This window comes from Corynebacterium sp. MSK218 (genome assembly GCF_030232655.1).
Lineage (GTDB): Bacteria > Actinomycetota > Actinomycetes > Mycobacteriales > Mycobacteriaceae > Corynebacterium.
This window is the reverse complement of record NZ_JASPGN010000021.1, coordinates 1-26,922: the sequence shown is the minus strand read 5'-3', so window position 1 is coordinate 26,922 and position 26,922 is coordinate 1. Positions and strand designations below refer to the sequence as shown.

22 protein-coding genes are annotated in these 26,922 nt (G+C 57.6%); 9 read left to right on the top strand and 13 right to left on the bottom strand.

The window, feature by feature from the left end:
* The first annotated feature begins 383 nt into the window (after positions 1–383).
* Positions 384–629: a helix-turn-helix domain-containing protein gene (locus tag QP922_RS12955; RefSeq protein WP_350309363.1), complete on the top strand. Its 246-nt coding sequence runs from the start codon at positions 384–386 to the stop codon at positions 627–629.
* Here the strand turns inward: QP922_RS12955 and QP922_RS12580 are convergent.
* The 9 genes from QP922_RS12580 to QP922_RS12540 form a co-directional block, all read right to left on the bottom strand.
* Positions 598–1,944 carry a flavin monoamine oxidase family protein gene (locus tag QP922_RS12580; protein ID WP_284809867.1) on the bottom strand — a complete coding sequence of 449 codons (1,347 nt, stop codon included), beginning with the start codon at positions 1,942–1,944 and terminating at the stop codon, positions 598–600. The two genes, QP922_RS12955 and QP922_RS12580, sit on opposite strands and share 32 nt — an antisense overlap.
* Before the next feature lie 510 nt (positions 1,945–2,454).
* The gene (locus QP922_RS12575; RefSeq protein ID WP_284809866.1) at positions 2,455–3,975 is read right to left on the bottom strand and encodes a GMC family oxidoreductase; all 1,521 of its coding nucleotides are present in this window, start codon (positions 3,973–3,975) and stop codon (positions 2,455–2,457) included.
* A gap of 198 nt (positions 3,976–4,173) precedes the next feature.
* Positions 4,174–5,661, bottom strand: coding sequence for an NAD-dependent succinate-semialdehyde dehydrogenase (locus QP922_RS12570; RefSeq protein WP_284809865.1), 1,488 nt, complete (start codon positions 5,659–5,661; stop codon positions 4,174–4,176).
* 9 nt (positions 5,662–5,670) lie between these two features.
* A complete protein-coding gene (locus QP922_RS12565) occupies positions 5,671–6,456 on the bottom strand; it encodes an HpcH/HpaI aldolase family protein (protein ID WP_284809864.1) in 786 nt (261 codons plus the stop codon).
* The gene (hpaH, locus tag QP922_RS12560; RefSeq protein WP_284809868.1) at positions 6,441–7,226 is read right to left on the bottom strand and encodes a 2-oxo-hept-4-ene-1,7-dioate hydratase; all 786 of its coding nucleotides are present in this window, start codon (positions 7,224–7,226) and stop codon (positions 6,441–6,443) included. Before hpaH ends, QP922_RS12565 begins: the two co-directional genes overlap by 16 nt.
* A gap of 117 nt (positions 7,227–7,343) precedes the next feature.
* Entirely contained in the window at positions 7,344–8,420 is a 1,077-nt protein-coding gene (gene hpaD / locus QP922_RS12555) for a 3,4-dihydroxyphenylacetate 2,3-dioxygenase (RefSeq protein WP_284809863.1), read from the bottom strand.
* Positions 8,421–8,487: 67 nt separating this feature from the next.
* Complete coding sequence (gene hpaE, locus QP922_RS12550; RefSeq protein WP_284809862.1) at positions 8,488–10,002, bottom strand: 5-carboxymethyl-2-hydroxymuconate semialdehyde dehydrogenase; 1,515 nt, start codon at positions 10,000–10,002, stop codon at positions 8,488–8,490.
* A 15-nt stretch (positions 10,003–10,017) separates the two neighbouring features.
* Positions 10,018–10,680 (bottom strand): GntR family transcriptional regulator, encoded by a 663-nt coding sequence (locus QP922_RS12545; RefSeq protein WP_284809861.1) that lies wholly within the window; start codon positions 10,678–10,680, stop codon positions 10,018–10,020.
* Positions 10,677–12,167, bottom strand: coding sequence for a fumarylacetoacetate hydrolase family protein (locus tag QP922_RS12540; RefSeq protein WP_284809860.1), 1,491 nt, complete (start codon positions 12,165–12,167; stop codon positions 10,677–10,679). Before QP922_RS12540 ends, QP922_RS12545 begins: the two co-directional genes overlap by 4 nt.
* A 124-nt stretch (positions 12,168–12,291) precedes the next feature.
* Here QP922_RS12540 and QP922_RS12535 point away from each other — a divergent pair, with 124 nt between their 5' ends.
* A complete protein-coding gene (locus tag QP922_RS12535; protein WP_284809859.1) occupies positions 12,292–13,659 on the top strand; it encodes an MFS transporter in 1,368 nt (455 codons plus the stop codon).
* 143 nt (positions 13,660–13,802) lie between these two features.
* Complete coding sequence (locus tag QP922_RS12530) at positions 13,803–15,650, top strand: FAD-binding monooxygenase (protein ID WP_284809858.1); 1,848 nt, start codon at positions 13,803–13,805, stop codon at positions 15,648–15,650.
* 224 nt (positions 15,651–15,874) lie between these two features.
* Here the strand turns inward: QP922_RS12530 and QP922_RS12525 are convergent, their stop codons facing one another.
* Genes QP922_RS12525 through QP922_RS12515 form a run of 3 tightly spaced genes read right to left on the bottom strand, consistent with a single transcriptional unit; the run spans position 15,875 to position 18,505 of the window.
* Entirely contained in the window at positions 15,875–16,663 is a 789-nt protein-coding gene (locus tag QP922_RS12525; protein WP_284809857.1) for an ABC transporter ATP-binding protein, read from the bottom strand.
* On the bottom strand, positions 16,656–17,525 hold the full coding sequence (locus QP922_RS12520) for an ABC transporter permease (protein WP_284809856.1): 870 nt from the start codon (positions 17,523–17,525) through the stop codon (positions 16,656–16,658). Before QP922_RS12520 ends, QP922_RS12525 begins: the two co-directional genes overlap by 8 nt.
* On the bottom strand, positions 17,522–18,505 hold the full coding sequence (locus QP922_RS12515) for an ABC transporter substrate-binding protein (RefSeq protein WP_284809855.1): 984 nt from the start codon (positions 18,503–18,505) through the stop codon (positions 17,522–17,524). The genes QP922_RS12520 and QP922_RS12515 overlap by 4 nt, the downstream gene beginning before the upstream one ends.
* Before the next feature lie 434 nt (positions 18,506–18,939).
* On the opposite strand from QP922_RS12515, the gene QP922_RS12510 reads away from it, so the two are divergent.
* From QP922_RS12510 to trpA, 6 genes are read left to right on the top strand one after another with little or no spacing between them, the layout of a single operon-like run.
* On the top strand, positions 18,940–20,454 hold the full coding sequence (locus QP922_RS12510) for an anthranilate synthase component 1 (RefSeq protein ID WP_284809854.1): 1,515 nt from the start codon (positions 18,940–18,942) through the stop codon (positions 20,452–20,454).
* Positions 20,451–21,098 carry an anthranilate synthase component II gene (locus QP922_RS12505; RefSeq protein WP_284809853.1) on the top strand — a complete coding sequence of 216 codons (648 nt, stop codon included), beginning with the start codon at positions 20,451–20,453 and terminating at the stop codon, positions 21,096–21,098. Before QP922_RS12510 ends, QP922_RS12505 begins: the two co-directional genes overlap by 4 nt.
* Complete coding sequence (gene trpD, locus QP922_RS12500; protein ID WP_284809852.1) at positions 21,095–22,132, top strand: anthranilate phosphoribosyltransferase; 1,038 nt, start codon at positions 21,095–21,097, stop codon at positions 22,130–22,132. Before QP922_RS12505 ends, trpD begins: the two co-directional genes overlap by 4 nt.
* Positions 22,110–23,492: a bifunctional indole-3-glycerol-phosphate synthase TrpC/phosphoribosylanthranilate isomerase TrpF gene (gene trpCF / locus QP922_RS12495; RefSeq protein WP_284809851.1), complete on the top strand. Its 1,383-nt coding sequence runs from the start codon at positions 22,110–22,112 to the stop codon at positions 23,490–23,492. The genes trpD and trpCF overlap by 23 nt, the downstream gene beginning before the upstream one ends.
* Positions 23,493–23,513: 21 nt before the next feature.
* Complete coding sequence (gene trpB / locus QP922_RS12490) at positions 23,514–24,728, top strand: tryptophan synthase subunit beta (RefSeq protein ID WP_284809850.1); 1,215 nt, start codon at positions 23,514–23,516, stop codon at positions 24,726–24,728.
* Positions 24,728–25,555 carry a tryptophan synthase subunit alpha gene (gene trpA / locus QP922_RS12485; protein ID WP_284809848.1) on the top strand — a complete coding sequence of 276 codons (828 nt, stop codon included), beginning with the start codon at positions 24,728–24,730 and terminating at the stop codon, positions 25,553–25,555. The genes trpB and trpA overlap by 1 nt, the downstream gene beginning before the upstream one ends.
* A 347-nt stretch (positions 25,556–25,902) precedes the next feature.
* On the opposite strand, the gene QP922_RS12480 is transcribed toward trpA, so the two are convergent.
* Positions 25,903–26,922 (bottom strand): HNH endonuclease signature motif containing protein (locus tag QP922_RS12480; protein WP_284809847.1); only part of this gene is annotated, 1,020 nt, incomplete at its 5' end.

Here is a 26,922-nt window from a genome sequence, read left to right as displayed (position 1 = left end):
AACTCAACGGAATACTTTCTAGGCATAGTTCAATCCTTCCTTAGCTGAGGTAGGAACTAAACCCAGGACGCTTCACCCCTACGAACGTCCTCTCTCACCCAGAGAGTGTGATCGAGTCTCTCGCTCTAACGACTCTAGATAGGAAGAAGGGAATAGGTTCAGTACTTTTACCAAGTTTTAGCCTTCTGGGAAATCGTATTGAAGAAGATCGCAACACCGTACAGGCCGTCGAATTCTTACTCGAAGCGGTCACCCATGCCTTAATCGGGGCTCGACAAGCCGAACGCCCTTTAACCCATGACAGCACGTTTGAAAAGGCTACGGACTATATAGACCGCCACCTCAGCGATCCTAGTCTCAACGCAGAAAGTGTAGCGAAGGCTATGTACATTTCTTTAAGAAGTCTTCAAAAACACTTTGCCGATCATCAACTCACTGTCTCCAAATACATCAAGTCTAGGCGCGTGCACTTAATCCGCAGGGATTTAGCCAACCCAGCTTTTAGCAATCTCTCAATTAGAGAGATTGCCCAAGCGCATGGGTTAACCCAACCTAGCCACATATCCAGGGCTTTCAAAGACGAGTTCGGAATCAGTCCTAGAGCTTTCCGATCTCACGCAGCTGACTAATAACCCGGCGTGCAGTAATGATCCCGGATTGAATTGCTCCATCCACAATCACCCCCCGCCAACCAGGAGCAAAATCAGCTCCCGCGAAATGAATATCGGATTCGGAGTCAATGAAATGGCTCCATCCATCTATAAACTGTCCCTTGCGCAAAGTGGCCCAAACTTGTTGAGTCCACTTATCTTTCACCCAATCATGGCCCGTTGAATCGATAACTTCGACACCTAAATCCCATGTGTCCATGATTCTTTGAGCGTCCTCGATGCTATTTAAATCAACCTTGCTATGGTCTGCTCCGAATCCAACGAGTACCGTCGTTCCGTCGTCCATAAAGTATTCCGACCTAATCAATGACATTGGATAGTCTGCCCCAGCATAAGCAATGATCTTGTGGTGCCCCTTAATCTTTATCCAAATCTTTGCGCCAGTTGAATTCCACTTGTCTCCGATAACGCGCTGCTGATCCCCACTGAGGGGTGGGTCGAATTCGATGTTCGTAAGCGCACCGAGTGGAACAGTGCTGATCACCTTATTAGCCTCCTTGACTTCTCCAGTTTCAAGCGTGACACGCACCCCTGAATCAGTCTGTTCCACTTTCGTTACGGGAGACGACAAGTGAACTGGGCACCTAAGATCATCTCGAATGTTCTCGTAAAGACCTCGCATGCCGTTATCGAGCTTGAACCTGAGGTTAATTTCATCGACCAGTTTATGGCTATGGTCAGAAAGTGCTGCCCACTGTTTCGCCATTAACGAAGAGCCCGTTCGCGGGTCCCCAATGTATGCAGCTGACCAGAAGCCTTCAACCATATCTTGGAGCTCTTGATCCACTCCTGCCTCATTAACGATGTCCATCACTGACTTGTGATCAAATTGCTTAAACGCTTCAACATCGTTTGGGTCCGCACCGTATTCATCTCGCAAGATCGCAAGTGGATCGTGAGGGTTAGGGAAAAACCTATCCGAGCCTTCGTAAATTACGTCGAGTGCCGGCATCATTTTCTCATCCGCTTCGCCTTCCTTGGCTTTGCGAACTTTGCCTTGGGTGACCCAATAAGCATCGTTATCGGCTGGACTTGTGTGGATTCCCTGGTTATACCGCGTTATCTCTCCCCACATGTAAGGCTGGAACCAATGAACCCACGTTGCACCCATTTCCAGCGGAAGTCCCATTCGATCGTCAGTCCATGCCCTTCCCCCAATTCGATCGCGTGCTTCGAATACTTCACAATTCACACCTGCAGTTTGCAGTTCACGCGCTGCTACCAGGCCCGAAAACCCAGCGCCGATCACAATTACTTTGGAGGATTCCATCATTAGTCCTTTCTGCCAGCGGGAGCAGCATGTGAGTCATGCCGCTATAGGTTTCAATAGTGACATGCATCTCTAGTAATGACTTGATGGATGGTGCCGAAAATTTTGCAAAAAGTGATCTATGCCTAGTTTGAAATGCGACTCACACCGACAGTGTTCAAACTAAATTTGATAACCAGTAAGACACGCAATAACACCGACGGATGCAAAATTCCAAAGATCAGCCTTCTTGCAGAAAAGGTTTTCCGCCATTCTGACGGTTTAGGCTAAATCGACTTATTGCCGATGCACTACCGAGAGAATTCCCGTGTGTTTCATCAAGAACAGCTCACTCAGTTGTGCGCGATTCCGGCTATTTTTATAGTTGCACAATCACCGAAACCCATCCAGCCGCGCCAAGTGCAACAGTCAGAACTACAAAGTCCTTGCGCTCGACGTTCCCGCGGCCGCGGCACCCGCACCATACCGATCGGGAGTTAATTACAATGGCCGCTTGCGACTGCCCTGCGGACGTCACCCCAACAAGAATGTCGCGGCCTTTTCAGCGATCATGATAGAGGGCGCATTAGTGTTTCCCGTCGGTACGAGTGGCATTACAGAAGCATCGGCGATTCGGATCCCCTCAAGCCCATAGACCTTTAGGGTGCGCGGATCAACCACGGCCATGGAGTCAATGCCCATCTTGCAAGTGCCAACTTGGTGGTGATACGTGATAGCGGTGCTGCGAACGTATTCCTCAAGATCCTCGTCGGATACATCTGAGCCTGGGTACACTTCCTCGGGACCCCACTCGGACAATGCTGGCTGGCGGCCAACTTCACGGCACTGCTTTACGGAAGCTACCAATGCATCGACGTCTGCCTGCACCGACAAAGCGCCGAAATCAATAGCAATAGGATCTGAGGGACTTGGCCCCGTCAGGGTCAACTCACCGCGACTCGCGGGCCTAACGATGCCACCCATAAGCGTAAATCCATTTTCTGGCCCCTCCATGTCCTCGCTGTACATGGGGATTGAGAAATATAACGGCTGAGTATCAGGGACAGCAGCCTCAGGACGCGACTTTGAAAACACGTGTACCTCGGCTGGCAGAACTTCCGGGATTGGTACTTCCTTCTTCGTGGTCGTGAAGATAACAGGGGAGAGTAAGTGATCATGGAGATTCTTGCCTACGCCAGGGAGATCATGAGTCGATGAAATCCCCAGAGCCTCGAGTTCTTCTGCTGGCCCAATACCAGAGCGCAGGAGTATTTCCGGCGAATTCAACGCACCTGCACATAGAATCGTTTCACCAGCACGAAGCTCCTGAAGTTCACCAGCAACTTCGACATTAACGCCAAGGATGGCACCGCTTTCAACGAGCAGTCCGTGGACATGCGCGCTTGTGATGATGGTGAGATTAGACGCATCCTCGACTGGCTTCAGGTACGCGTGCCAAGTGTTGAAGCGGTTTCCGTTGCGAACATTAGCCTGGATCTTGCCCACGCCTTCCACGTCACCAGAGTTGTAATCCTCGTTAAGTGGAATACCCGCCTCCTGCGCTGCTAGGAAAAGGTCATTTTGAAGCGGGTGACGAGCGTAATTCTCAATTACATCAAGCAATCCCTCGCTACCACGGACCTCCGAAGCGCCACCGTCGAAGTTTTCAATCGACTTGAAAACGGGCAGTACGTCCTCCCAGGACCAGCCGTCATTGCCTAGATAAGCCCATGTGTCGTAGTCTTCCTTAGCGCCACGGACCCAAATGGTTGCATTGAGCGCGTGCGAGCCGCCCATTACCTTTCCGCGGGGAATGTGAAGGCTCCGGCCAGCTGCCCAAGGTTGAGGAACCGTACGATAGTTCCAATCTTGAGGTGAACCCCATAGGAGTCCCAAGGTGTGCACCTTCTCGATGTCGGGATTTACGTCATAGTCGCCGGCTTCAAGAATTGCGACGCTCTTTCCCGCATCAACTAGCCGACGGGCAATGACGCACCCAGCTGAACCAGCTCCTACAACGATGTAATCAAAGCTCTTGGTTTTTTCTTGAGACAATTTCAAACCTCCCTGGGTGCAGACGACTCCTCGTGAGCCGATGACTTGAAATATATCCTGCGACACATCTCTAGGTCTTGAGTGATAGCGCACACACTTTGGGTATACGTGCAGAATGCAAAGCAAGGAGAAAATGAAGAAAAAGAAAGCCGCCCCGTAGGGCGGCTTCCATCGTGTACAGCGAAGCTATTGCACTAGCTATGCATTGGCATACGGGTCGCGCACACCGATGTACTGCAGCGACGTGTACTCGTCGATGCCCTCGGCGCCGCCCTCGCGGCCCATGCCGGACTGCTTGACGCCACCGAATGGGGCGGCGGCGTTGGAGATGACGCCGGCGTTGAAGCCCATGAGACCGAATTCGAGGCCGTCACCGAGGCGCCACATGCGGTCGGAGTTTTCGGTAAAGACGTAGGACGCTAGGCCGTACTCGGTGTCATTCGCAAGCTCGATGGCTTCCTTCTCATCGGAGAAGGTCAAGATCGGAGCGATAGGTCCGAAGATCTCCTCCTGCGCCACGCGAGCATCACGGGAGACGTTCGTGAGAACGGTAGGGGAGTAGAAGTAGCCCTTGCCCTCACCCGGCTTGCCGCCGATGAGGACCTTGGCGCCTTTGTCCACGGCGTCGTCGACAAGCGCGGTGATGTTATCCAGTGCCTTCTGCTCCACGAGCGGGCCACAGGTAACGCCCTCATCGAGGCCGTTGCCCACCTTGAGCTCACCGATGCGCTTGGCGAATTTCTCCGCGAACTCGTCAGCGATGGATTCGTGGACGATGAAACGGTTAGCCGCAGTACAGGCCTCACCAATGTTGCGCATCTTCGCGCCCATGGCGCCCTCGACGGCCTGGTCAATATCGGCGTCCTCAAAGACGATGAATGGAGCGTTGCCGCCCAGCTCCATCGAGGTGCGCAGGACGTTATCGGCAGCGGCTTTGAGCAGGGTTTTGCCCACCGGGGTAGAACCGGTGAAGGAAATCTTGCGCAGGCGGGAATCCGCCATGATCGGCTCGGAAATAGCAGAGGCAGACTTGCCAGAGACCACGTTGACCACACCTGCCGGTACACCGGCATCAATCATGGTCTGCGCGAAGTACTGGGTGGTCAGCGGGGTGAGCTTGGCCGGCTTGACTACCATGGTGCAACCAGCGGCGATGGCCGGGGCAATCTTGCGGGTAGCCATGGCCAGCGGGAAGTTCCACGGGGTAATAAGCAAGCAGGGGCCCACCGGCTTGCGGCGGGTAACCATGCGCAGAGTGCCCTCCGGTGCCGGGAGCGTGCGGCCATAATCACGGACGGCTTCCTCGCTGAACCAGCGCAGGTACTCAGAACCGTAGGTGACCTCACCGTAGGACTCTGCCAGCGGCTTGCCCATCTCCAGAGTCATAAGGGTGGCGAACTCGTCCTTGCGCTCCTGTACCAGCTCGAATGCTCGGCGCAGCAGGTTGGAGCGCTCACGGGTGGATGTACGCGCCCACTCATCCTGCACGGTGCATGCGGCATCCATGGCCTTCTTCGCATCCTCAGAGGTAGCGGACGCAAGGGTAGCGATAACCTCACCGGTGGCCGGGTTTTCCACGTCAAAAGTGGAGCCATCGGAGGCGTCTACCCATTCACCATTAATAAGCAGGCCGGTCGGTACCTTTGCCAGAAGCTCGTCGACGTTTACTTTTGCTGTTTGAGTCATGGTTCTTTTCTACCCTCCCAAAGTGAATTTGTCTGCGAGTTGGCGTGCCGCACCAGACAGAAGTTGAACATCCGCGCCAACCAGTGCAAATGATGCCCCAGCATCTAAATATTTCTGCGCCTGATCGAGGTTAAAAGCGTTAACGCCTACCTTCTTTCCGGAAGCGCGCACCACTTCAAATGTGTGATTGACGGCTGCCAGCACCTCCGGATGGGTCTGCTGACCCAGCAGTCCCATGGACGCTGCCAAATCAGACGGGCCTACAAAGATCTGGTCCACGCCATCGATGGCCACAATGTCTTCGACATTGTCCACGGCCTTCGCGGATTCAATCTGTACCGTCAGGCTGACCGTCTCAGAAGCGTTGGGCAGATAGTTCTCCACACCATTCCACCGCGAGGACCGTGCCAAAGCAGAGCCCACCCCGCGTACTCCGCGTGGCGGATAGTGCATGGCCTGCACGGCAGCTTCCGCTTCTTCGGGCGTATCAATCATGGGCACCATCAAGTTTTGTGCGCCAAGGTCGAGGTACTGCTTAATGAGTGCGGTGTTATTGACTGGGATGCGGACAACGCGCGTGATGCCATAAGCATCGGTAGTACGCAGCAGAGACAGGACTGTTTCGAGGCCATAGGGGGCATGTTCGCCGTCGATAAGCGCCCAGCTAAACCCTGCCGACGCAATGATCTCTGCAGCAGCCTCCGAGCCTGAGCAGATCCACGCACCTACGAGAGGACTCTTCGCAGTGGCAAGCTCTTGCGTGAAGGTGGGCGGCAACTCTACTGGAACCGGCATGTGATGGACCCCAGCTTTCCGTAATCGGCATGGACGGTATCGCCGGGTTCAACCCACATGGGCTTGGTGAAGGATCCGGCAAGGATGATATCGCCAGCGGCGAGGCTGTCGCCGTGCGCATGTAGCTTGTTGGCAAGCCAGGCCACGCCCATGGCCGGGTGGTTGAGCACCGCAGCCGCCACGCCGGTGTCCTCGATGGATTCGTTGCGGTAGAGAAGTGCGGAGACCCAGCGCAGATCGACGTCCGCGGGATCCACTGGGTTGCCGCCGTAGACCATGGCGCCCAGGGCCGCGTTGTCCGAGATGGTATCGACGATCGTGCGGCCTTCCATTTCAATGCGGGAGGAGAGAATCTCCAGGGCAGGGACGACGTATTCCGTCGCACGAAGGACGTCGAAAATGCTGCAGTTCGGGCCCGTCAGTTCTTCCTTGAGCACGAAGGCTAGCTCGACCTCGATGCGGACGTTGGAGAACTGCGCGTGCTCAATGGTCGAGCCATTTTCGAAGACTTGGTCCTCAAAGATCGCGCCGTAATCCGGTTCGGTGATTCCCGTCGCTTCCTGCATAACCTTGGAGGTCAAGCCGATTTTTCTGCCCACCAGACGCCGGCCATTTTCGACGCCGCGGCGTACCCACTCGCGTTGTACTGCGTAGGAATCCTCGATGGTCATATCTGGGTAGCGGGCCGTGAGCCGCTTAACCATGGTGCGGTCTTGTTCCGCTTGCGCCAGCTCGTCAGCGATAGCGATGTGTTGCTCAGTATTCACGATGTTGTCACTTCCTTGAGCATGTTGAATGTTGTGGTTTCACGTGAAACGACAACGGGCCCAGCGGTCACCGCGCTGAGCGCACAGCATCGCGGGGCCACGTTGACCCGTCACCTACGCCTACAGCTGGTGTCCCAGCTTGTACTCGCCCTGCTTCCATTCCGGCATGGCATCGGCATCATCCTTGCGGGTGTAGGAGAAGCCATCGGCACCAATGGTGGCTTCCAGCTCAGAGGCGTCCTCACGGCTCACCAGCGGCACCGGATTGCCGTCGAGGTCCAGAACGGTGGAGCCATCGCGGTACCACGACGGAACAACTGGCGTACCCCACCAGTCACGGCGCTGGTTATCGTGAACATCCCACGTCACAACCGGGTTGTCCGGATCGCCGGTGTAGTAGTCCTGGGTGTAAATCTCCACACGGTGTCCGTCAGGATCGCGCAGGTACAGGTAGTACGCATTGGAGACTCCGTGGCGGCCAGGGCCGCGCTCGATACGGTCAGACTCGCGCAGCGCGCCCAACTTATCGCAAATGGCGATGATGTTGTGCTTCTCGTGCGTGGCAAAGGCAATGTGGTGCATACGAGGGCCATCACCACCGGTCATAGCGGTGTCATGGACCGTGGGCTTGCGACGCATCCATGCAGCGTAGACGGTTCCTTCTTCATCACGGATGTCCTCAGTGGTGCGGAAGCCGAGGTCTTCCATGTAGGCCACTGCCTTCGGCACGTCCGGGGTGATCTGGTTGAAGTGATCCAGGCGGACAAGTGCACCCGGAATGTGCGCCTCGTAGCGCCATGCCAGGCGCTCACGGTGCTCGACCTCGTAGAAGAACTCGTAGGGGAACCCCAGTGGATCCTGGACGCGCACCGAGTCACCGATGCCCTTGACAAAGCCCTCCTTATTGCGACGAACTTCGCAGCCACGGGCCTTGTAGAACTCTTCCGCACGGTCGAGATCTTCTGGGGATCGAACACGGTAGGAGAATGCTGCCACTGCCGCTACCGGGCCCTGGCGCAGAACCAGGTTGTGGTGGATGAATTCCTCATACGTGCGCAAGTAGATCTCATGCTCGTTTTCTTCGGTGACGACAAGACCGAGGGTGTCCACGTAGAACTTACGAGATGCAGCGAGGTCGGTGACGACGATTTCCATGTACGCACAGCGCAGGATGTCCGGTGCCTGAATGTCAGCCATGAGATGGCCTCCTTTGTAGATAGATAAATGATGAAGAAGAGTGATAGGGAAGGGGGGCGCGGGAAGATTAGTCCTGCTTGCCAAAGACAGGGTTGTGTACCTTGTCCAGGTTGATGTGCACCGCCTGCTGGTCGGTGTAGAAATCGATGGAACGGTAGCCACCCTCATGACCCAGACCGGACGCCTTCACGCCACCAAATGGCGTGCGGAGGTCACGGACGTTGTTGGAGTTGAGCCACACCATGCCTGCCTCGACGTTTTGCGCAAAGTTGTGGGCGCGCTTGAGGTCAGAGGTCCAGACGTAGGCGGCCAAACCGTACTTGGTGTTGTTTGCCAGCTCTAGGGCTTCTTCGTCGCTATCAAATGGGGTGATGGCAACGACTGGGCCGAAGATTTCCTCCTGGAAAATACGGGCATCTGGCTTCACATCGACGAAGACAGTCGGCTGAACAAAGTTGCCGTCCTCGAAGCCTTCTGGGCGCTCACCGCCCGCCACCAAGGTGGCCTCCTGCTTGCCAATCTCAATGTAGGAGGTGACCTTCTCGTAGTGCTCTGGGTGCACGAGTGCACCAACCTCGGTCTTCGGATCGGAAGGCAGACCCACCTTGACGCGCTTGGCCTGCGCGGCATAGCGCTCAACGAACTCATCGTAGATATCGCGCTGCACCAGAATGCGGGAACCTGCGGTGCAACGCTCACCGTTGAGGGAGAACACACCGAAGATGCAGGCGTCGATAGCAGTCTCTAGGTCAGCGTCATTGAACACGATTGCCGGGGACTTACCGCCGAGCTCCATGGACAGGCCCTTGAGGTTCGGAGCCGCATTGGCAAAGATGATCTGGCCGGTGCGGGATTCACCGGTAAAGGAGATAAGCGGCACATCCGGGTGCTTAACCAGCGGATCACCGGCGTAGCCCTCCTCACCAAAGCCATTAACCAGGTTGAAGACACCCTTGGGCAATCCGGCCTCTTCAAAGATTCCTGCCCACAGCTGCGCAGACAGAGGAGTGAACTCGGCCGGCTTCAGGACTACGGAGTTGCCGGTAGCGATAGCCGGCGCCAGCTTCCAGGACTCCAGCATGAACGGGGTATTCCACGGAGTAATCAGGCCAGCAACACCAATCGGCTTACGGTTGACGTAGTTAATCTGGCGGCCCGGTACCTTGTAGGCGTCGTCGGCCTGGGCGACAATCAGATCAGCGAAGAAGCGGAAGTTCTCTGTGGCACGCTTGGCCTGGCCATTGGCCTGGGTAATCGGCAAACCGGAGTCGAAGGACTCCCATGCGGCGAGCTTCTCTGCGCGGGTTTCCACAATATCAGCGATCTTGTTCAGGACACGTGCGCGCTCACGCGGCAGGGCCTTGGCCCACGGTCCGTTTTCGAAGGCGTCCTTGGCAGCCGCTACAGCCTTATCGATATCGGCTGGCTTGCCTGAAGCGGCCTTGATATAAGGCTGGTTCGTCACTGGGTCGAGGACATCAAATTCCTCGCCGTCGATAGACGGGACAAACTCACCGTTGATGTAGTGGAGGATCTTCTCTGGAAGATCGGTGGGCTTAGCAGCATCGTTGTTGATAGCCATGTGTGGTCTTTCTCCTTATGTATTCTTTTCGCGGTAGCTGCGCAGTGTGGTTAGTCGGTGTTCGCGGGCAACCTTTTCTATGTAGTCAGGCTCTGCGCCTGCCTCGATGAGGTTGACCAATTGTTCGTGTTCGCGGACAGATTCTTGGGCTCTTTCTGGCACGTACCGAAATGTCGACACACGGTGGTATTCCAACTGTTTCCATTGGTCCACCACCAAGTTCTTCAATCTCTCATTAGGGCACTTGGCAAAGAGAACACTGTGAAATTCTTTGTTGAGCTGGGTGAATTCATCGGGGTCATGGTGGATGTCTAGTTCACTCATGCGCCGGTTAATCTCCCGTGCTCGGGCTAGGTCTTCGGGTTCAAGCAGGGGCGCGGATTGGGCTGTGGCATTCGCCTCCACAGTGGCCACGATGTCCATGGACTCGTAATAAGCCTCGCGGTTGTAGGTGGTGACACGTGCTCCTACATTGCGCTCATACGTGACCATGCCCTCCGCCTCTAGCTGGCGTATCGCTTCCCTGACGGGAACCACGCTGATATCTAGCGCTTCGGCGATGGTGGCCAGCACTAGGCGGTAGCCGGGTTCGTACTCGCGGGTACGAATCTTTTCACTAATCCAGTTATAGGCTTTTTGGGATTTACTCTCCCCACTAGGCGTGGAAGGTGATGTCATTGATCACCTTCCTTGCTTTCACTGGTAGCCCCGTCACGGAAGGCGAGGTAGGCCTCTTTGTTCTTCCCCGTTGGTGGGAAAAGACCATCGAGGCTAGCGCCGGTTTCTACCTGGGTAGCAACCCACTCGTCCTCGTGTTCCTTGGCCAGGGCACCTTCAGCGACTTCCTTAGCCAACGCGCGTGGGATGACGATGACGCCGTCATCATCACCAACGATGATGTCTCCCGGAAGCACGGTGGCGTTTCCACAGGAAACGGCAATATCGCTATCCCACGGGACGTGCTTTCGGCCAAGGACGCAAGGGTGTGGACCTTGGGTAAAGACAGGAAGACCGATCTCACGCACGGCTTCGAAGTCACGGACACCACCATCAGTCACGACGCCAGCAGCACCGCGCACCTTTGCTCGGAGAGCGAGGATGTCACCGAGGGTTCCGGAACCCGACTCTCCGCGGGCTTCGATGACGATGACCTCACCTTCCTTGACGGTGTCAAAGACCTTCTTCTGCTCGTTCAGTCCGCCACCGTGGGACTTGAAGAGGTCTTCGCGGCCGGCAACAAAGCGCAAGGTACGAGCCACGCCCACCATCTTGGTTCCCTTGGTTTGCGGATAAACGCCTTCAATGACGGACTGGTTAATGCCCTTTTTGCGCAACTGTGCCGAAAGTCCTGCTGTTGGCGCCTTTTCAAGCGCTGCCTTCAACTCTGGGTCAAGCCCACCATTATCTAGCGGTTCAAGTCCCGCACTTTCGCGGTCACCATAAGCATCTTCACGTTGCTTGTCATCCACATAGGGCAGGCTTCCCAGCTCTGCATCGAAGTCCGCTGCTACTTCTTCAACGGTTGTCTTCAAACGACCAGAGCTCACGCCACCCGGGATATCTACTTCAACCTCTACGACGTCACCAGGCTCGATGACGGAGGACCCAGCCGGGGTGCCGGTGAGGATGATGTCTCCCTCTTCGAGCGTCATGTGCTGCGAGAGGTCCGCAACGAATTGGGCGAGGGGGAAGATCAAATCCTCATCGGAGGACGTGCCCTCCTGGACGATATCGCCATTAACCCACGTGCGCAGACGCAGGGCCTTGGGGTCGATGTCCTGTGCCGGGATGAGTTCCGGACCAATAGGCGTGTAGCCATCACGCGACTTGGAGCGGGTATTGGATCCCTTGTCCTGGACTTTGTAGTCATACAGGCCAATGTCGTTCGAGGCGGTGACATACGCGACGTGCTTCCATGCCTCCTCCAAGGAGACATTTCGTGCAGGCGTGCCGATGATAAGAGCAATTTCGCCCTCAAATGCCAACAGCTCGGTGCCGGCGGGACGTTGAACTACCTGTCCGCTTTCAGCCAGCGTGCTCGTGGCTTTGAGAAAGTAGCTCGGAGCCTTGGGCCAACGGCCTCGCTGCGCTGCGCGGGACTCGAAGGCCACGTGAACGGCGATCATCTTGCCCGGCTTGACCGGCAGAAATTCAGGTACAGCCATGAAGAATCCTTAATTGTGAACAAATCCTTGCCCGAATCGTATATTATCCCTAGCATCGCCGCAAGTGGTTCAACTCACACGACGACTCTTATATATGTCGCACCACATCTCGAAAGGAATCAACATGTCTCAAACCACCGTCACGCCGACGATCTCCACGGCCGAGCGCCGTCGAGTAGTCGCCGCGACAACCATTGGTACCGCCATCGAGTGGTATGACTATTTCCTCTACGCCGCCGTAGCTGGATTGGTGTTCAATCACCTCATGTTTGGCCCGCTTGAGGGCGGTTTAGCCACCATCATCTCCTTTCTGACGGTGGGTCTATCCTTTCTCTTCCGTCCAGTCGGCGCCTTCCTCGCTGGACACTTCGCCGACCGTCTCGGCCGCCGCGTGGTTCTCATGGTGACTCTTTTTGCCATGGGTGGTGCTACCACTCTCATCGGCCTTCTTCCCACCTACGAAACTGCCGGCGTGTGGGCACCTATCCTGCTCATTCTCCTGCGCATCGTCCAGGGCATTTCTGCTGGTGGCGAGTGGGGCTCGGCGGTACTCATGGCCGTTGAGCATGCCCCCAATAACAAGCGCGGCCTCTATGGTGCTGGCCCCCAGGTTGGTGTCCCGGCGGGCCTGCTACTCTCCTCCGGTGTTCTCTCCATCATGAACACGATTGCGCCTGGCGACGCCTTCATGGCCTGGGGTTGGCGTGTACCTTTCCTCATTTCCATCATCCTTGTCCTCGTGGGCTACCTCATCCGCATGGGCGTAGATGAGTCTCCTGTTTTCGAAGAGATCGCCCAGCGTGAGGAAGAAGAAGCCACCAACCCCATCGGCACGCTGTTCAAAAAGTTCACGCCACTGGTCTTCGTTGCTGCTCTCGTATTCGCTGGCAACGGCACGGTGGGCTACATGACAACCGGTGGATACATCCAACGCTATGCCACCGACCCTGAAGGCCCAGTCGCACTGGCACGAGGCGATGTACTCAATGCCGTCACTATTTCTGCGGCATCCTGGGCTCTGACTACGCTCTTTGCTGGCTTCATCTCTGATTTCATTGGTCGCCGGAACACGTACCTCATTGGCTTCGTTCTGCAGGCCATTGGTGCAGCCGCTCTCTTCCCAATGGTCAACACGGGAAGCCTTGGCATGCTTTATGCCGCTCTTCTCTTCCTCACCGTTGGCCTTGGCCTGACTTATGGTGCTCAGTCCGCGATGTATGCCGAGCTTTTCCCTGCCTCAATCCGCGCTACAGGCGTTTCCGTTACCTACGCGATTGGTTCGGTGCTCGGCGGTGCTTTCGCGCCCATGATTGCGGCCTCCTTGGTGGAAGCCACGGGCACCACCTTCGCTGTATCCGGCTACCTGGTTACAGCTTCTCTTGTTGGCCTCGTGTGCACCTTCCTGCTGCGTGAGCGTAAGGGAATCGCTTTGGGCCCCGAGCACGAAGCAAAACAGTCGCGTGGCCACTTCATCTTCTCGCCAAAAGCGTAGACAAACCCACCCAAGCCATTGTGCTGCGGCCGGCTATCATATATGATTCCGGAACTAAGACGCAGATCACACATCGATGGTCCGTTGAACTAAATCACCATCGATGATCAACGACCAACATCGCTTTATTAAAGGAGTTCATAGTGCAGTTCCATCACAACGGCTACGTGTCCGAAGATCCGCGCGTTCATGAAGCCACCGGCTATGGCGCCGATCGCGCAGAAGAACTTCCCGATGAAATGGATGTACTCATCGTGGGCTCCGGTCCCGCGGGAATGATTGCTGCAGCCCAATTGGCAATGTTCCCGAATGTCAATACCCGCATCATTGAGCGCCGCCCTCACCGACTTGAGCTTGGCCAGGCCGATGGCATCCAGTCGCGTTCGGTAGAAACCTTCCAGGCCTTTGGATTCGCCAAGGAAATCACGGAAGAAGCCTACGAGATTACGGAGATGTCCTTCTGGAACCCTGATCCTGAGGATCGCTCGAAGATTGTTCGCGGTGCTCGCCCCATCGATGATGAACATGGCATCTCCGAGTTTCCACACCTCATCGTGAACCAAGCGCGCGTCCTGGATTACTTTGCCCGCTATGCCCACCGCGCACCGGGGCGCATTACACCAGATTATGGCTGGACCTTCACTTCGCTAGAGGTAGGGGAGGGCGAGTACCCAGTCACCGTCCACCTTGAGGACGCAGACGGCAATCCACGCGACGTACGCGCAAAATACGTCGTGGGTTGCGATGGCGCACGTTCCCGCGTGCGTAAGTCCATTGGTCGCTCTTTGAAGGGTGACCAGGCTAATCACGCTTGGGGCGTTATGGACGTCGTGGTTGATACGGACTTTCCGGACTGGCGTACAAAGTGCGCAATTCACTCGAAGGCTGGCTCCATCCTGCACATCCCTCGCGAGGGCGGCTACCTCTGCCGTGTCTATGTTGACCTCGGAGTGGTTCCTGAGGATGACAACCACAAGGTTCGCGATACCCCGATTGAAAAGATCATTGAGAAGGCCAACGAGATCTACTCGCCGTATTTCGTTGACGTCAAGATGGTGGCGTGGCACTCCGTCTACGAAGTGGGACATCGCTTGGTTGATGCCTTCGATGACAACAACGATGACCCGCGTGTCTTCCTCACGGGAGATGCATGCCATACCCACTCTGCCAAGGCCGGTCAGGGCATGAACGTCTCGATGCAGGATGGCTTCAATATTGGCTGGAAGCTCGGTCATGTCCTCGATGGCCGCGCGCCCAAGGAACTCCTGTCCACCTATCACGGTGAGCGCCAGCCAGCAGCCCAGAACCTCATCAACTTTGACCGCGAGTGGTCCACCCTAATGGCTACCCCGACCGAAGAGCTCGATGACCCTCAGGCGGTAGAAAAGTACTACGTCGCTGCAGAAGAGTTCGCTGCTGGCATGATGACGCAGTATGACGAGAACCTGATTGTGGGCGATACCAAGCACCAAGATCTTGCGGTAGGTTTCCCGGTCGGAAGGCGTTTTAAGTCCCTCGAGGTTCTGCGCCGCTGCGACGCCTTTGTGCAACATCTGGGCCACCAACACACTGCTGACGGCCGCTACCGCATCTACGCCTTCGCTGATTCTCCTAAGGCAGGGGAGAGCTCTGCGCTTAGCGCATGGGCGGAGAAGATTCCGGCCATTCTCTCTAAGTTCAATCCGGAGGGAGCCGATGAGAACACCTACTTCGATGTCAAGGTGATTTATCAGCAGACAAATCATCATGACTACGAGATCCTCGATGCGCCAGCCCTCTTCCGCCCGCGTAATGGCAAGTTCAACGTGCCCAACTGGGAGAACGTCTTCAACGCACTTCCAGACAAGGACATCTTCACCATGCGCGGCATCTCCCGCGACGGCGCCGTAGTTATTGTCCGCCCGGACCAGTACGTTGGCGCGGTACTGCCGCTTGATGACACCAATGCGGTAGAGGAGTATTTCGCCTCCGCACTCATCAGGCGAAGCTAAACCTCGTTTCACGTGAAACGACTGTGGGCCCGGCTAATTGCCGGGCCCACATTCACGTTCGTAATGGCGCGAAACCCCATGTCGTGGCACCTCATGTGTAAGCGTCATATCCCGCATTTTAGCAGGTTAAGAGACCGCTCGAAGATTCACCGGGGTTTGCTCGAAGATTTACCAGCTCCTGCTCGAAGATTTTGCCAGCCTGTGTTTCACGTGAAACTCCAGCCCTACTGCAGCAGCGTCCTGTCGGAGGTCGCGCCTTTAATCTTCGCAAACTCGGCCATGAGGTCTTCGACCGTTAGCTTGGCCTTCTGCTCCGCGTCGGCCGAGTAAATGATCTGACCTTCGTGCATCATGATGAGGCGGTTGCCCACCTGTAGCGCCTGTGCCATATTGTGCGTCACCATGAGCGTGGTCAGTTTTCCTTGCTCCACAATGCGCTTGGTCAAATCAGTAACCAGCTCCGCACGTTGGGGATCAAGGGCGGCCGTGTGTTCGTCGAGAAGCATCACGTCGGGGTGTGTAAACCCTGCCATGAGCAGTGACAGCGCTTGGCGCTGACCGCCAGACAGGAGGCCAACCTTGGTCCCCAGGCGCTTCTCCAAACCCAACTCGAGGGTCTCCAACTGCTCAACAAAGACCTTTCGGCGCGACGCGTTAAGACCCAAACCTAGGCCGCGCTTCTTGCCGCGCAGGTAGGCAAGCGAGAGGTTTTCCTCAATGGTGAGGTTCGGCGCGGTACCGGCCATGGGGTCCTGGAACACGCGGCCAACCTTCTGTGCACGTTTGTGCTCCGGCTGCGTCGTGACATTCTTGCCGTGAATGGTAATCCTGCCGGAGTCCGGAATAAGGCGGCCGGAAATGGAATTCAGCAGCGTGGACTTGCCCGCACCGTTGGAGCCGATGACGGTGACGAAATCACCGGGGGCGAGTTCCAGGGAGACGTCGCGAAGCGCTCGGCGTTCATTAGCTGTCCCCGGGAAGAAGGTCTTCGAAATGTTCTCTACATTAAGCATGAGCCTTGGCCTTCCTTCCGCCACGCACGCGCGTCAGGCGCGGAACCAACAGAGCAACGATGACCAGAAGGGCAGTGATGAGCTTCATGTCATTCGGGTTGAGGCCTACCTGCAGGGCCGCAAAGATGATGAGGCGGTAAATCACGGAGCCGAGTGCCACAGCAACGACTGCCAGCCAGAGACGGGACTGGGGGAGTACCGCCTGACCCAAAATGACGGAGGCAAGGCCCACCAGGATAAGGCCGATGCCCATCGAGATATCCGCGAAGCCCTGGTACTGAGCAATAAGTGCACCACACAGGCCCACCAGACCGTTCGACAGGGCTAGGGTGAGCACCTTGGTGAAGTCCGTGGACACACCAAAGGAGGTAATCATCTGCTGATTATCGCCCGTGGCACGAAGCGACATGCCCAAATCTGTGGAGAGGAACCACACGGTGAGCAAGCACAGCGCCACCGCGCCCACAGCCAGCAGACCAACACCAGCCCACGTGCCCATCACGGCATCGAGTGGGGTGAACACTGAATCCTGGGTAAGCAGTGGCACGTTGGCGCTGCCCATAATGCGCAGATTAATCGACCACAGACCAATCATGGTGAGAATTCCCGCCAAGAGGCCATCGATGCGGCCCTTGGTGTGCAGCAAGCCCGTAATGCATCCGGCAACGAAACCGGTGCAGAAACCTGCAAGCGACGCTAAGAAGGGGTTGACCCCATTGGTAATCAGAACACCTGCCGTGGCGGCACCCGACGTAAAAGAGCCGTCAACAGTCAGGTCGGGGAAGTCAAGGACGCGGAACGTCAGGTAGACGCCCACCGCCATGACTGCATAAATCAGGCCTAGCTCAAGCGCACCGATCACAGCTTCTCAGCCTTTTCCAGAATCTCCTTCGGCACCTCGATACCCTGTGCCTTCACTGCTTCCTCATTGATGACGTAGGTGTACTCGGAGGCAGTTTCGACTGAGGTCTCAGCCGGGTCGGCACCGTCCTGGAGGATGCGCAAAGCCATCTCGCCGGTCTGGCGGCCCAGCTCCTTGTAGTCGATGCCGATGGTGGCAGCGGCACCGCCTTCAACGGCGCCAGAGTCTGCAGCAATGACCGGGATGGTCTTGTCGTTGGCCACCTTGATGAGAGAAGAAATACCGGACACCACCATGTTGTCCGTCGGGATGTAGATAGCATCCACGTCACCCAGCGCCTCCACTGCCTGCGGAATCTCGGTCACGGAAGTAACAGTCTGAGACTGCACCTCCATCCCCTTTGATTGTGCGGCTTCTGTCAGTTGATCGACCTGGACCTTGGAGTTCACCTCTGCGGAGGAGTAGACCACGCCGATAGTCTTCGCGTCAGGGACGAGCTGGCTGATGAGCTCAACTTGCTCCTCAATCGGCGCCTCATCGGACGTTCCCGTGACGTTCTTTCCGGGCTTGTCCACCGACTCCACAAGTTCTGCCTCCACAGGGTCTGTAACGGCGGTGAAGAGCAACGGCTTGTCCTTAATGGACTTACTCATCGCTTGGCCCGCTGGGGTAGCGATGGCCAGATAGAGATCGTGTTGCGCACTAGCCATCTGCTGCGAGATAGACACAGCGGTGGCTTGCTCACCATTGGCATTCTGGATGTCGAATTCCACGTCCACGCCAGCGTCCTCGAAGGCCGCCTGGAAACCTTCTGCCGCAGCATCCAGGGAGGGGTGCTGGACCAGCTGGTTGATACCGATGGAGTAGGAGTCCCCACCTCCCGAATCGCCGCCGGTGCTTTCCGACGATGACGAGCAGCCCACCAAGGCAGCAGCGCTCAGGGCGATAGCTGAGAGAGCAGCGGCAGTTTTAGAGAACATATCGGTCCTTTTCTACTTAAGAGTGACAGTAGTGACCGTTATTTAATCCTTTTTCTACCTTTCCAACCAGCGGTTTTATGAACATTTTTCTCAGGCGGGGGTATTCTTTGACTCCCAAAAGCTATAGCACTACAGTTTTAGAGTCCTACATCACAGGCGCTAGCTGCGTGTTTCCTACATCACTGTCCATCCGCGTGGCGCCCATTCCTGTGAGAGCACGGGGGTACCCCGATTTCCGTTTACCTGTACGGCGGAAGGTATTGGTGTTAGAGTCAGTGCTGTGAAGAACACATCTAACCTTTGGTGGTGGCGCGCGTAACCCGCGGGCCTCGTTGTTCTCCCATCTTTTAAGGCCCGCAGCTGCGGGCTTTTCGGCGTTTTTCTCTCCATACAGCTCGCGGCAGCACACACAACGCTAACGAAAGACACACATTATGCCGTTGAAAAACAAGCCGCCTATCGCACAGCGCACGCTGGCCTATACCCCTGACGCCGCTGCACTCTTTTATGCCCTCGCCACGCCACAGGATTCCCTGCTCTTAGAATCCGCGGACATTGAAACCAAGAAGAACCTCACCTGCATCGCCATCACCAAGGCAGCACTGAAGGTAGTGTGCCGCGGCCAAGAGGTCACCGCCACGGCGCTGACACCCTCCGGACGCATTCTTATCGACGACCTCCGCGAGGACTTCCACTCGCGCATCACCAAGGACGCCGACGACAGCATTACCCTCGACTTCGAGCTCTCCACCGAACACGATGAGCGCGCTCGTTTGCGTGCCACCTCCACCGCAGACGTGCTGCGTACGCTGCAATTTAGCCGCATCTACTCAGGGGAGATGCTGCCTTTCCTGGGCGGCGGTTTCGCCTTCGACTACGTCGAGACCTTCGAGGAACTCCCACCGGTCCCGGATGGCCCGAATGAGTATCCGGATTATGAGTTTCTCGTCGCCGAGCACGTCCTTACCGTGGACCACCTGACGCAGACGGCGAAGATTGAGGGGTGGGGCGTCGATAAGCACGTGCTCGAGGAAGAACTCGACCGCGCCGCACGTACCGCACCCCTCACCCCAGCATCACCCGCACCGCTGGGCACCGTTACCGCGCGCGCCAACATCGATGACGCTGCTTTCCGACGCCACGTGGAGCACCTCCAAGGCAACGTCCATGCTGGCGACATTTACCAAGTCGTGCCCTCGCGCACGTTCAGTATTGCGTGTCCCGATGCTTTCGCTGCCTACCGCACGCTCCGTGAGACGAACCCTTCGCCGTACATGTTCTACCTGCGCGGCGCAGAACACGAGCTTTTCGGCGCATCGCCCGAATCCAACCTCAAGTACACGGCCTCTGACCGGCAGGTGCAGCTCTATCCCGTCGCCGGCACCCGGCCACGCGGAGCCACGCATGAGCTAGACATCCGCAACGAGCTCGAGATGCGCACAGATGCCAAGGAGGTCTCCGAGCACATCATGCTCGTGGACCTCGCGCGCAACGACCTCGCCCGCGTCGCAGTTCCCGGCACCCGGCACGTCGCTGACCTGCTACAAGTCGACCGCTACTCGCGCGTCATGCACCTGGTCTCCCGCGTCGCCGCCACTCTGCACGAGGATTTTGACGCTCTCGATGCCTACCGCGCCTGCATGAACATGGGAACTCTTACCGGCGCACCGAAGCTGCGCGCGATGGAACTCATCCGCGAGACTGAAGGTACTCGCCGCGGCTCCTTCGGCGGTGCCATCGGCTACCTGCGCGGTGATGGCTCGATGGATAACTGCATCGTCATCCGCTCCGCCTACGTCAAAGATGGCACGGCCGTCGTCCAGGCAGGCGCGGGCGTCGTCCGCGATTCCATCCCCCAGTCAGAAGCCGATGAAACGGTCCACAAAGCCTACGCGGTACTCAGCGCCATCGCCCAGGCACACAACGCATCCCTGGAGGTCATCCGATGAACCCGCACGTCGTCCTCATCGACAACCACGATTCTTTCGTCTACAACCTCGTCGATGCACTCGCTGGCTATAACACCACCGTCTTCCGCAACTCGGTTCCAGTGGAGGAGGTTCTCGCCGCCCAACCCGACATCATCATCCTTTCGCCGGGCCCCGGCCATCCCCGTGATGCCGGAACAATGATGCAGCTTATCGAGTCCTCCCTCGGCCGCATCCCCATCCTCGGCATCTGCCTTGGTTTCCAAGCCTTGCTCGATCACTTCGGCGGTACCGTCGAGCCGTGCGGCCCCGTCCACGGCTCTTCCATACCCATGACCTTGACCGATGCTGGTGCGCGCCATTCGGTCTTTCAGGGCCTGACCATCGATAACGAGCCGGATAACCCCAACTACGTCGGCCGCCTCGTCCCCGTGGCGCGCTATCACTCCTTGGGCTGCGCGAACATCCCCGCCCGCATGCGCAGCCTGGCCGAGACCGACACCGACATCGGTCCGATCACCATGGCGGCTGAGACTCTCGACGGCCGCGCCATCGGCCTTCAGTTTCACCCCGAGTCCCTACTCACCCCAACCGGCCCGCTGATGATTGAACGCTGTATCAAACAACTTTCTTTCCGCCCCACAATGAAGGAGGTCAACAAATGACTGATAATACTTCCCTGACTACTCTGAAAGCCTTTCTTGATATCACCGAGCCCACCCTCGATCAGGCCATTGAGGTATTCACCCCGCTGACGGTGGGGGAGTATGACGATATCCATATCGCTGCTCTGCTCACCTACATCCGTACCCGCGGCGAAACCTTTGCCGACGTCGCTGGCGCTGCCCGTGCTTTCCTCCATGCTGGGCGTCCCTTCCCAGTTACGGGAGAAGGTCTCATGGACACTGCGGGCACTGGCGGCGATGGCGCCAACACCATCAACATCACCACCGGCGCCTCCCTCGTAGCTTCCGCCGGGGGAGTGAAGATGGTCAAGCACGGTAACCGCTCCGTCTCCTCTAAGTCCGGCTCCGCCGATGTCCTCGAAGCACTGGGCATTCCCCTCGACCTCGACCCAGACCGCGCCGTCCGCCAGCTTGAGGCTTCCAACTTTACGTTCCTCTTCGCCCCTGCCTACAATCCGGCCGTTGCCCACGTGCAACCAGTGCGCAAGGGCTTGGGTATTTCCACCATCTTCAATACCCTCGGACCACTGCTGAGCCCCGGCCGGCCTGAATTCCAGATCATGGGCATTGCCAACCCCGCCCAAGGTCAGCTCATCGCGGAAGTGTTTAAGGAGCTCGGCCGCAGCCGCGCACTTGTAGTCCACGGTGCTGGCACCGATGAGATCGCCGTACACGGGACTACCCAGGTGTGGGAGCTTAAAGACGGCACGATCAGCCACTACGAACTCACGCCCGAGGACCTCGGTATATCCCGCCACGAACTTTCTGATCTCGCGGGCGGCAACGGAGAGGAGAATGCCCAGGCCCTTCGCGATATTTTCGCCGGCACCGGAAAACCTGCCCATCACGACGCCATCGCTGCTGCCGCAGGTGCCATGTTCTACCTCAATGGCACCACTGACTCGATTGCCGAAGGCGTCTCCCACGCCTCCCAGCTCATTAAAGACGGCACCGTCGCCGCATGGCTCACGAAGCACGAGGAGGCGAATTATGGCTCTGCCGACCGTGCTTGAGGGGATCGTCGCCAAGCGCCGCACCCATCTCCCCGCCATCCGTGAGCGCCTTGCCCACGTGGACCTCGACGCCCTCCCGCGTTCCGAGCGCTCCTTCTATGATGCTCTCAACGGCACCAACCGTTTCATCATGGAATGCAAGTCCGCTTCGCCCTCGCTGGGCCTTATCCGCGAGCACTACGAGCCGGGCGCCATTGCGCGGGTCTATTCACGCTATGCTTCCGCAATCTCCGTGCTCTGTGAGCCCGAGCGTTTTGGCGGCGACTACGACCACCTGCAGACCGTGGCGCTCTCAACCCACCTGCCGGTTCTGTGCAAGGACTTCATCATCGATCCCATCCAGGTCTATGCGGCGCGCTACTTCGGCGCGGATGCCATCCTGCTCATGATGTCCATCGTCGATGACGAGACCTACGGTGAGCTTAAGCAGCTTGCCGACGCCCTCGGGCTCGACGTCCTCACCGAGGCCATCACCGAGGAGGAAGTAGCCCGCGCGGTAGCCTTCGGCGTGGACGTCATCGGCATCAACAATCGCGACCTGCACGATCTCACGATTGACGTGGGCCGCACCGCGCAGCTGGCGCCCCTGGTTCCGGAAGGCAAGGTCGTTGTTTCCGAGTCTGGCATTCGCAACAACCACACTGTCCGCCAGCACGGAGCTCACGCCAATGCTTTCCTAGTCGGTTCGCAGCTCACGGGAACACCCGACATCGACCGTGCTGCTCGCGAACTCGTCTTTGGCAGCAACAAAGTTTGTGGTCTCACCTCATGGTCCGCAGCGCAAGCCGTACGGGCTGCCGGCGCAGTGTACGGCGGACTCATCTTCGAGGAGGCATCTCCACGCAATGTTTCACGTGAAACCGCCCTCGACATCATCGCTCACGAACCCGACCTCACCTACGTCGCAGTCTCTCGCCGCACCACCGGCTGGGAAGAGCTCGCCTTCGACGGCATCGACTGCTTCCAAATTCACGCGCCGTACCAAGGAAGCACGGATGCAGAACTGGAACTCATCAACGCCGTCCGAGCAGTGGCGGGGGAGAGGCAGGTCTGGCGCGCCATCGACATGACGGCCCCGCATGGACCCAGTCTCGCTGCCGCGCTTGCCGACGCCACCGATCTCCTTATCCTCGATTCCGGCCCCGGCGGCACTGGCACCTCTTTTGACTGGACGACCATCCCTGACTCCATCAAGGAGAAATCGCTTCTCGCTGGCGGACTCAACCCGTCCAATCTCGCAGAGGCACTCCGCGTCGGCACCGTCGGCCTCGACCTCAATTCGGGGCTCGAGATCAATGGCCGCAAGGATGCCGGCCTCATTGCCCAGACCTTCAACCTTATTCGTCACTTTACGTATTAATCCCCATCCCAAAGGACCACCATGACTACTCCACAAGAAACCCGGGAGACACTTCTTCCCGCATACTTTGGTGAATTCGGCGGACAGTTCGTCCCCGAGTCCCTCATCCCAGCACTCGACCAACTTGAGCAAGCATTCGTTGATGCACAGAATGACCCCTCCTTCCGTGAGGAACTTTCTGGCTACCTCCGTGACTACCTCGGCCGCCCCACCCCTCTTACTGAGGCCACCAAACTTGGCGGCAAGGCTCGCATCTTCCTCAAGCGCGAAGACCTGGTTCACGGCGGCGCCCACAAGACCAACCAAGTCATCGGCCAAGCCCTCCTGGCAAAGCGCATGGGCAAGACCCGCATCATTGCCGAAACCGGCGCTGGCCAACACGGAACCGCCACAGCCCTCGCCTGTGCGCTCCTCGATCTGGAGTGCGTGGTGTACATGGGCGCCAAGGACGTCGCCAGGCAGCAGCCCAATGTCTACCGCATGGAGCTGATGGGCGCTAAGGTCATCCCCGTCGACTCCGGCTCGGGCACTCTCAAGGATGCCGTCAACGAGGCACTCCGTGATTGGACTGCCACCTTCCACGAATCTCACTACCTCCTCGGCACCGCCGCGGGACCACATCCATTCCCGACCATCGTTCGCGAGTTCCACAAAGTGATCTCCGAAGAAGCCAAAGCCCAGATGATTGAGCGCACCGGCGGGCTTCCCGACGTCGTCGTGGCCTGCGTCGGCGGCGGCTCCAATGCCATCGGCATGTTCGCGGATTTCATCGATGAGGAATCCGTTGAGCTCGTAGGCGCGGAACCTGGGGGAGAGGGCCTTGATTCCGGCCGCCACGGCGCCACGATTAACAATGGCACCATCGGCATTCTCCACGGCGCTCGCTCCTACCTCATGCGGAACTCGGAAGGCCAAGTGGAAGAATCCTATTCCATCTCCGCCGGCCTCGACTACCCGGGCGTCGGCCCCCAGCACGCACACCTTTCCCAGACGGGCCGCGCGACCTACGTCGGCATCACCGACGCCGAAGCCCTCGAAGCCTTCCAGCTCCTCAGCCGCCGCGAAGGAATCATCCCTGCCCTCGAGTCCTCCCATGCCCTGGCCTACGCCCTCAAGCGCAAGGAAGAAGACATCACCATCCTCGTTTCCCTGTCTGGCCGTGGCGACAAAGACATCGACCACGTCCGACGCACCCTCGACGAACACCCTGAACTCAAGCTCCCGGAGGATCACTAATGAGCCGCTACGAGAAACTCTTTTCCACACTAGCCTCGCGCAATGAAGGCGCATTCGTCTCCTTCATTATGCTCAGCGACCCTGACCCGGACACCGCCCTGGCCATCGTCAGGGCAGCCGTCGCTGGTGGGGCCGACGCTCTAGAACTCGGAGTGCCATTCTCCGACCCAGTAGCCGACGGCCCCACAATCCAGGCCTCACACATTCGCGCCCTCTCCGCCGGCGCCACTGTCGATTCAGCCCTCGACCAGATCCGCCAGATTCGCGCTGAGTTTCCGGATCTTCCCATCGGCATGCTCATCTACGGCAACGTTCCCTTCACCCGTGGCCTCGACACCTTCTACTCTGAGTTCCACGAGGCAGGTGCTGACAGCATTTTGATTCCCGACATCCCAGTGCGCGAAGGCGCCCCCTTCGTCACTGCCGCCGAGAAGGCCGGGATTGACCCGATCTTTATCGCACCGGCACAAGCATCCGAGAAGACCCTCGCTGGTGTAGCCAAGTATTCCAAGGGCTATATCTACGCCATCTCCCGCGATGGCGTCACCGGCACCGAAAAGGAATCTGAGACCCAGGGTCTTGACGAGGTGGTCGCAAACGTCACGCGCTTTGGCGGCGCGCCCATTCTCTTGGGCTTCGGCATTTCCACGCCGCAACACGTCGCCGACGCGATCGCCGCCGGGGCCGCCGGCGCAATCACGGGTTCCGCTCTGACCAAGATCGTCAACGCGCACCTCGACGACAACAATAAACCAACGCCAGGACTTGCCGACGCCGTCACCGCTTTCGTTTCCGACATGAAGGCTGCCACCAAACGCGACGACTAGTTAAACATTACCCCGAAGGCCTCCTCTCTATCCTCTTGGAGCAGGGGGCCGTTTCACGTGAAACACCGCGCAACTGATACATGGTCTTCTGCATCTGCCACAAGCTCGACCAACCCTTTCTCCGATCGTCGTCACTGACGCCGGTTCTCAGTTAAACAACATCGATGAATCAGCGTGCGGCCTTCGTCGTCCGCGACGACGATCCGTAACTCCCTCTCCCCATACGTCGCCGCCACCTTTTCGTCGTCTATGGCAACGATGAAGCTTTGTACCGGTGCCGCGAATCGTTCCACCGGCGTCGTCGTTTCTAACGACGAGCAAGCCAGCCGCATCGCCGGCCCAACCTTCTAGAACGGAATATCGCCGCCGTCAGTGTTGTCTCGGTCTGCCGGGTCAGTCATATCAAAGACTTCCACAATCTCACCGTTGTCCAACTCCACCTTTAATGCTTTGGCATCTTCATGCATCTTTGCCCGGTGTGCCATAACATCCTCGGCAACAGTGCGAGCCCACCTGCGCATCGACGGTGCCAGCGGGCCAGTGGCTTGCGTTGTCACCCAACTGCCATCAGCCAATAGCCACACCACATCCCCGGTAACCGGGTCCAAAATGTAGAAGGCTCTGCCTTCGGTCTTCATATTGTGATGACGCTGGCACAAACACACCAGATTATCCGGATGCGTTGGCCCACCCTCGGCATAATTAATCCGATGATCCAACTGACACATCCACGCCGGCACATCACAACCCCCAGCCCGACACGTCCCATCACGTCCCTCAACATACTTACGCACAAAATCCGACGGACGATAAGAATCAGAAGCTTTAGGCACCTGGCTTAAATCCCGCTCAACCACCTTGGCTGCTGGAATATCCTCACCACGCCACCCATGGCCCTGAACAAAGACCGGTACCCCCTCCACATCAGACGCCTTATAAGTATGCACCACCACTTTCGCTGCTTCAGGCTCCAGGCTGCCCGACAGCAACAGCACCATGGCATCCGCCATGGAGACCTCATGCTTTGTAGCGGTTTCTTTAATGATCTCGTGGATGACCACACCGACAGTGGAATCAACTTCTAACTCAAGATAGGCCCGCTGGCCTTTAGTGAGGATGGAATACCGGTTCTTCTTACGCGTATCACGAAACGCTACTGAATCATCCAGTACTTTGGCGATATCGCGCACCCGGCGCCGAATTTGGCTCGCTGTCGGAAACACTTGGTTAGGCCGCTTCGGCACAAACCACTGGGAAAGCTTCTCATCAATTTCTGCCACCACCTTCCTGGTGGGGCTGCCTAGCTTGGACATCACCTCATCAATCGCTACCAGCGACGCCATATCCAACAAGGCTTTAGAATCTTG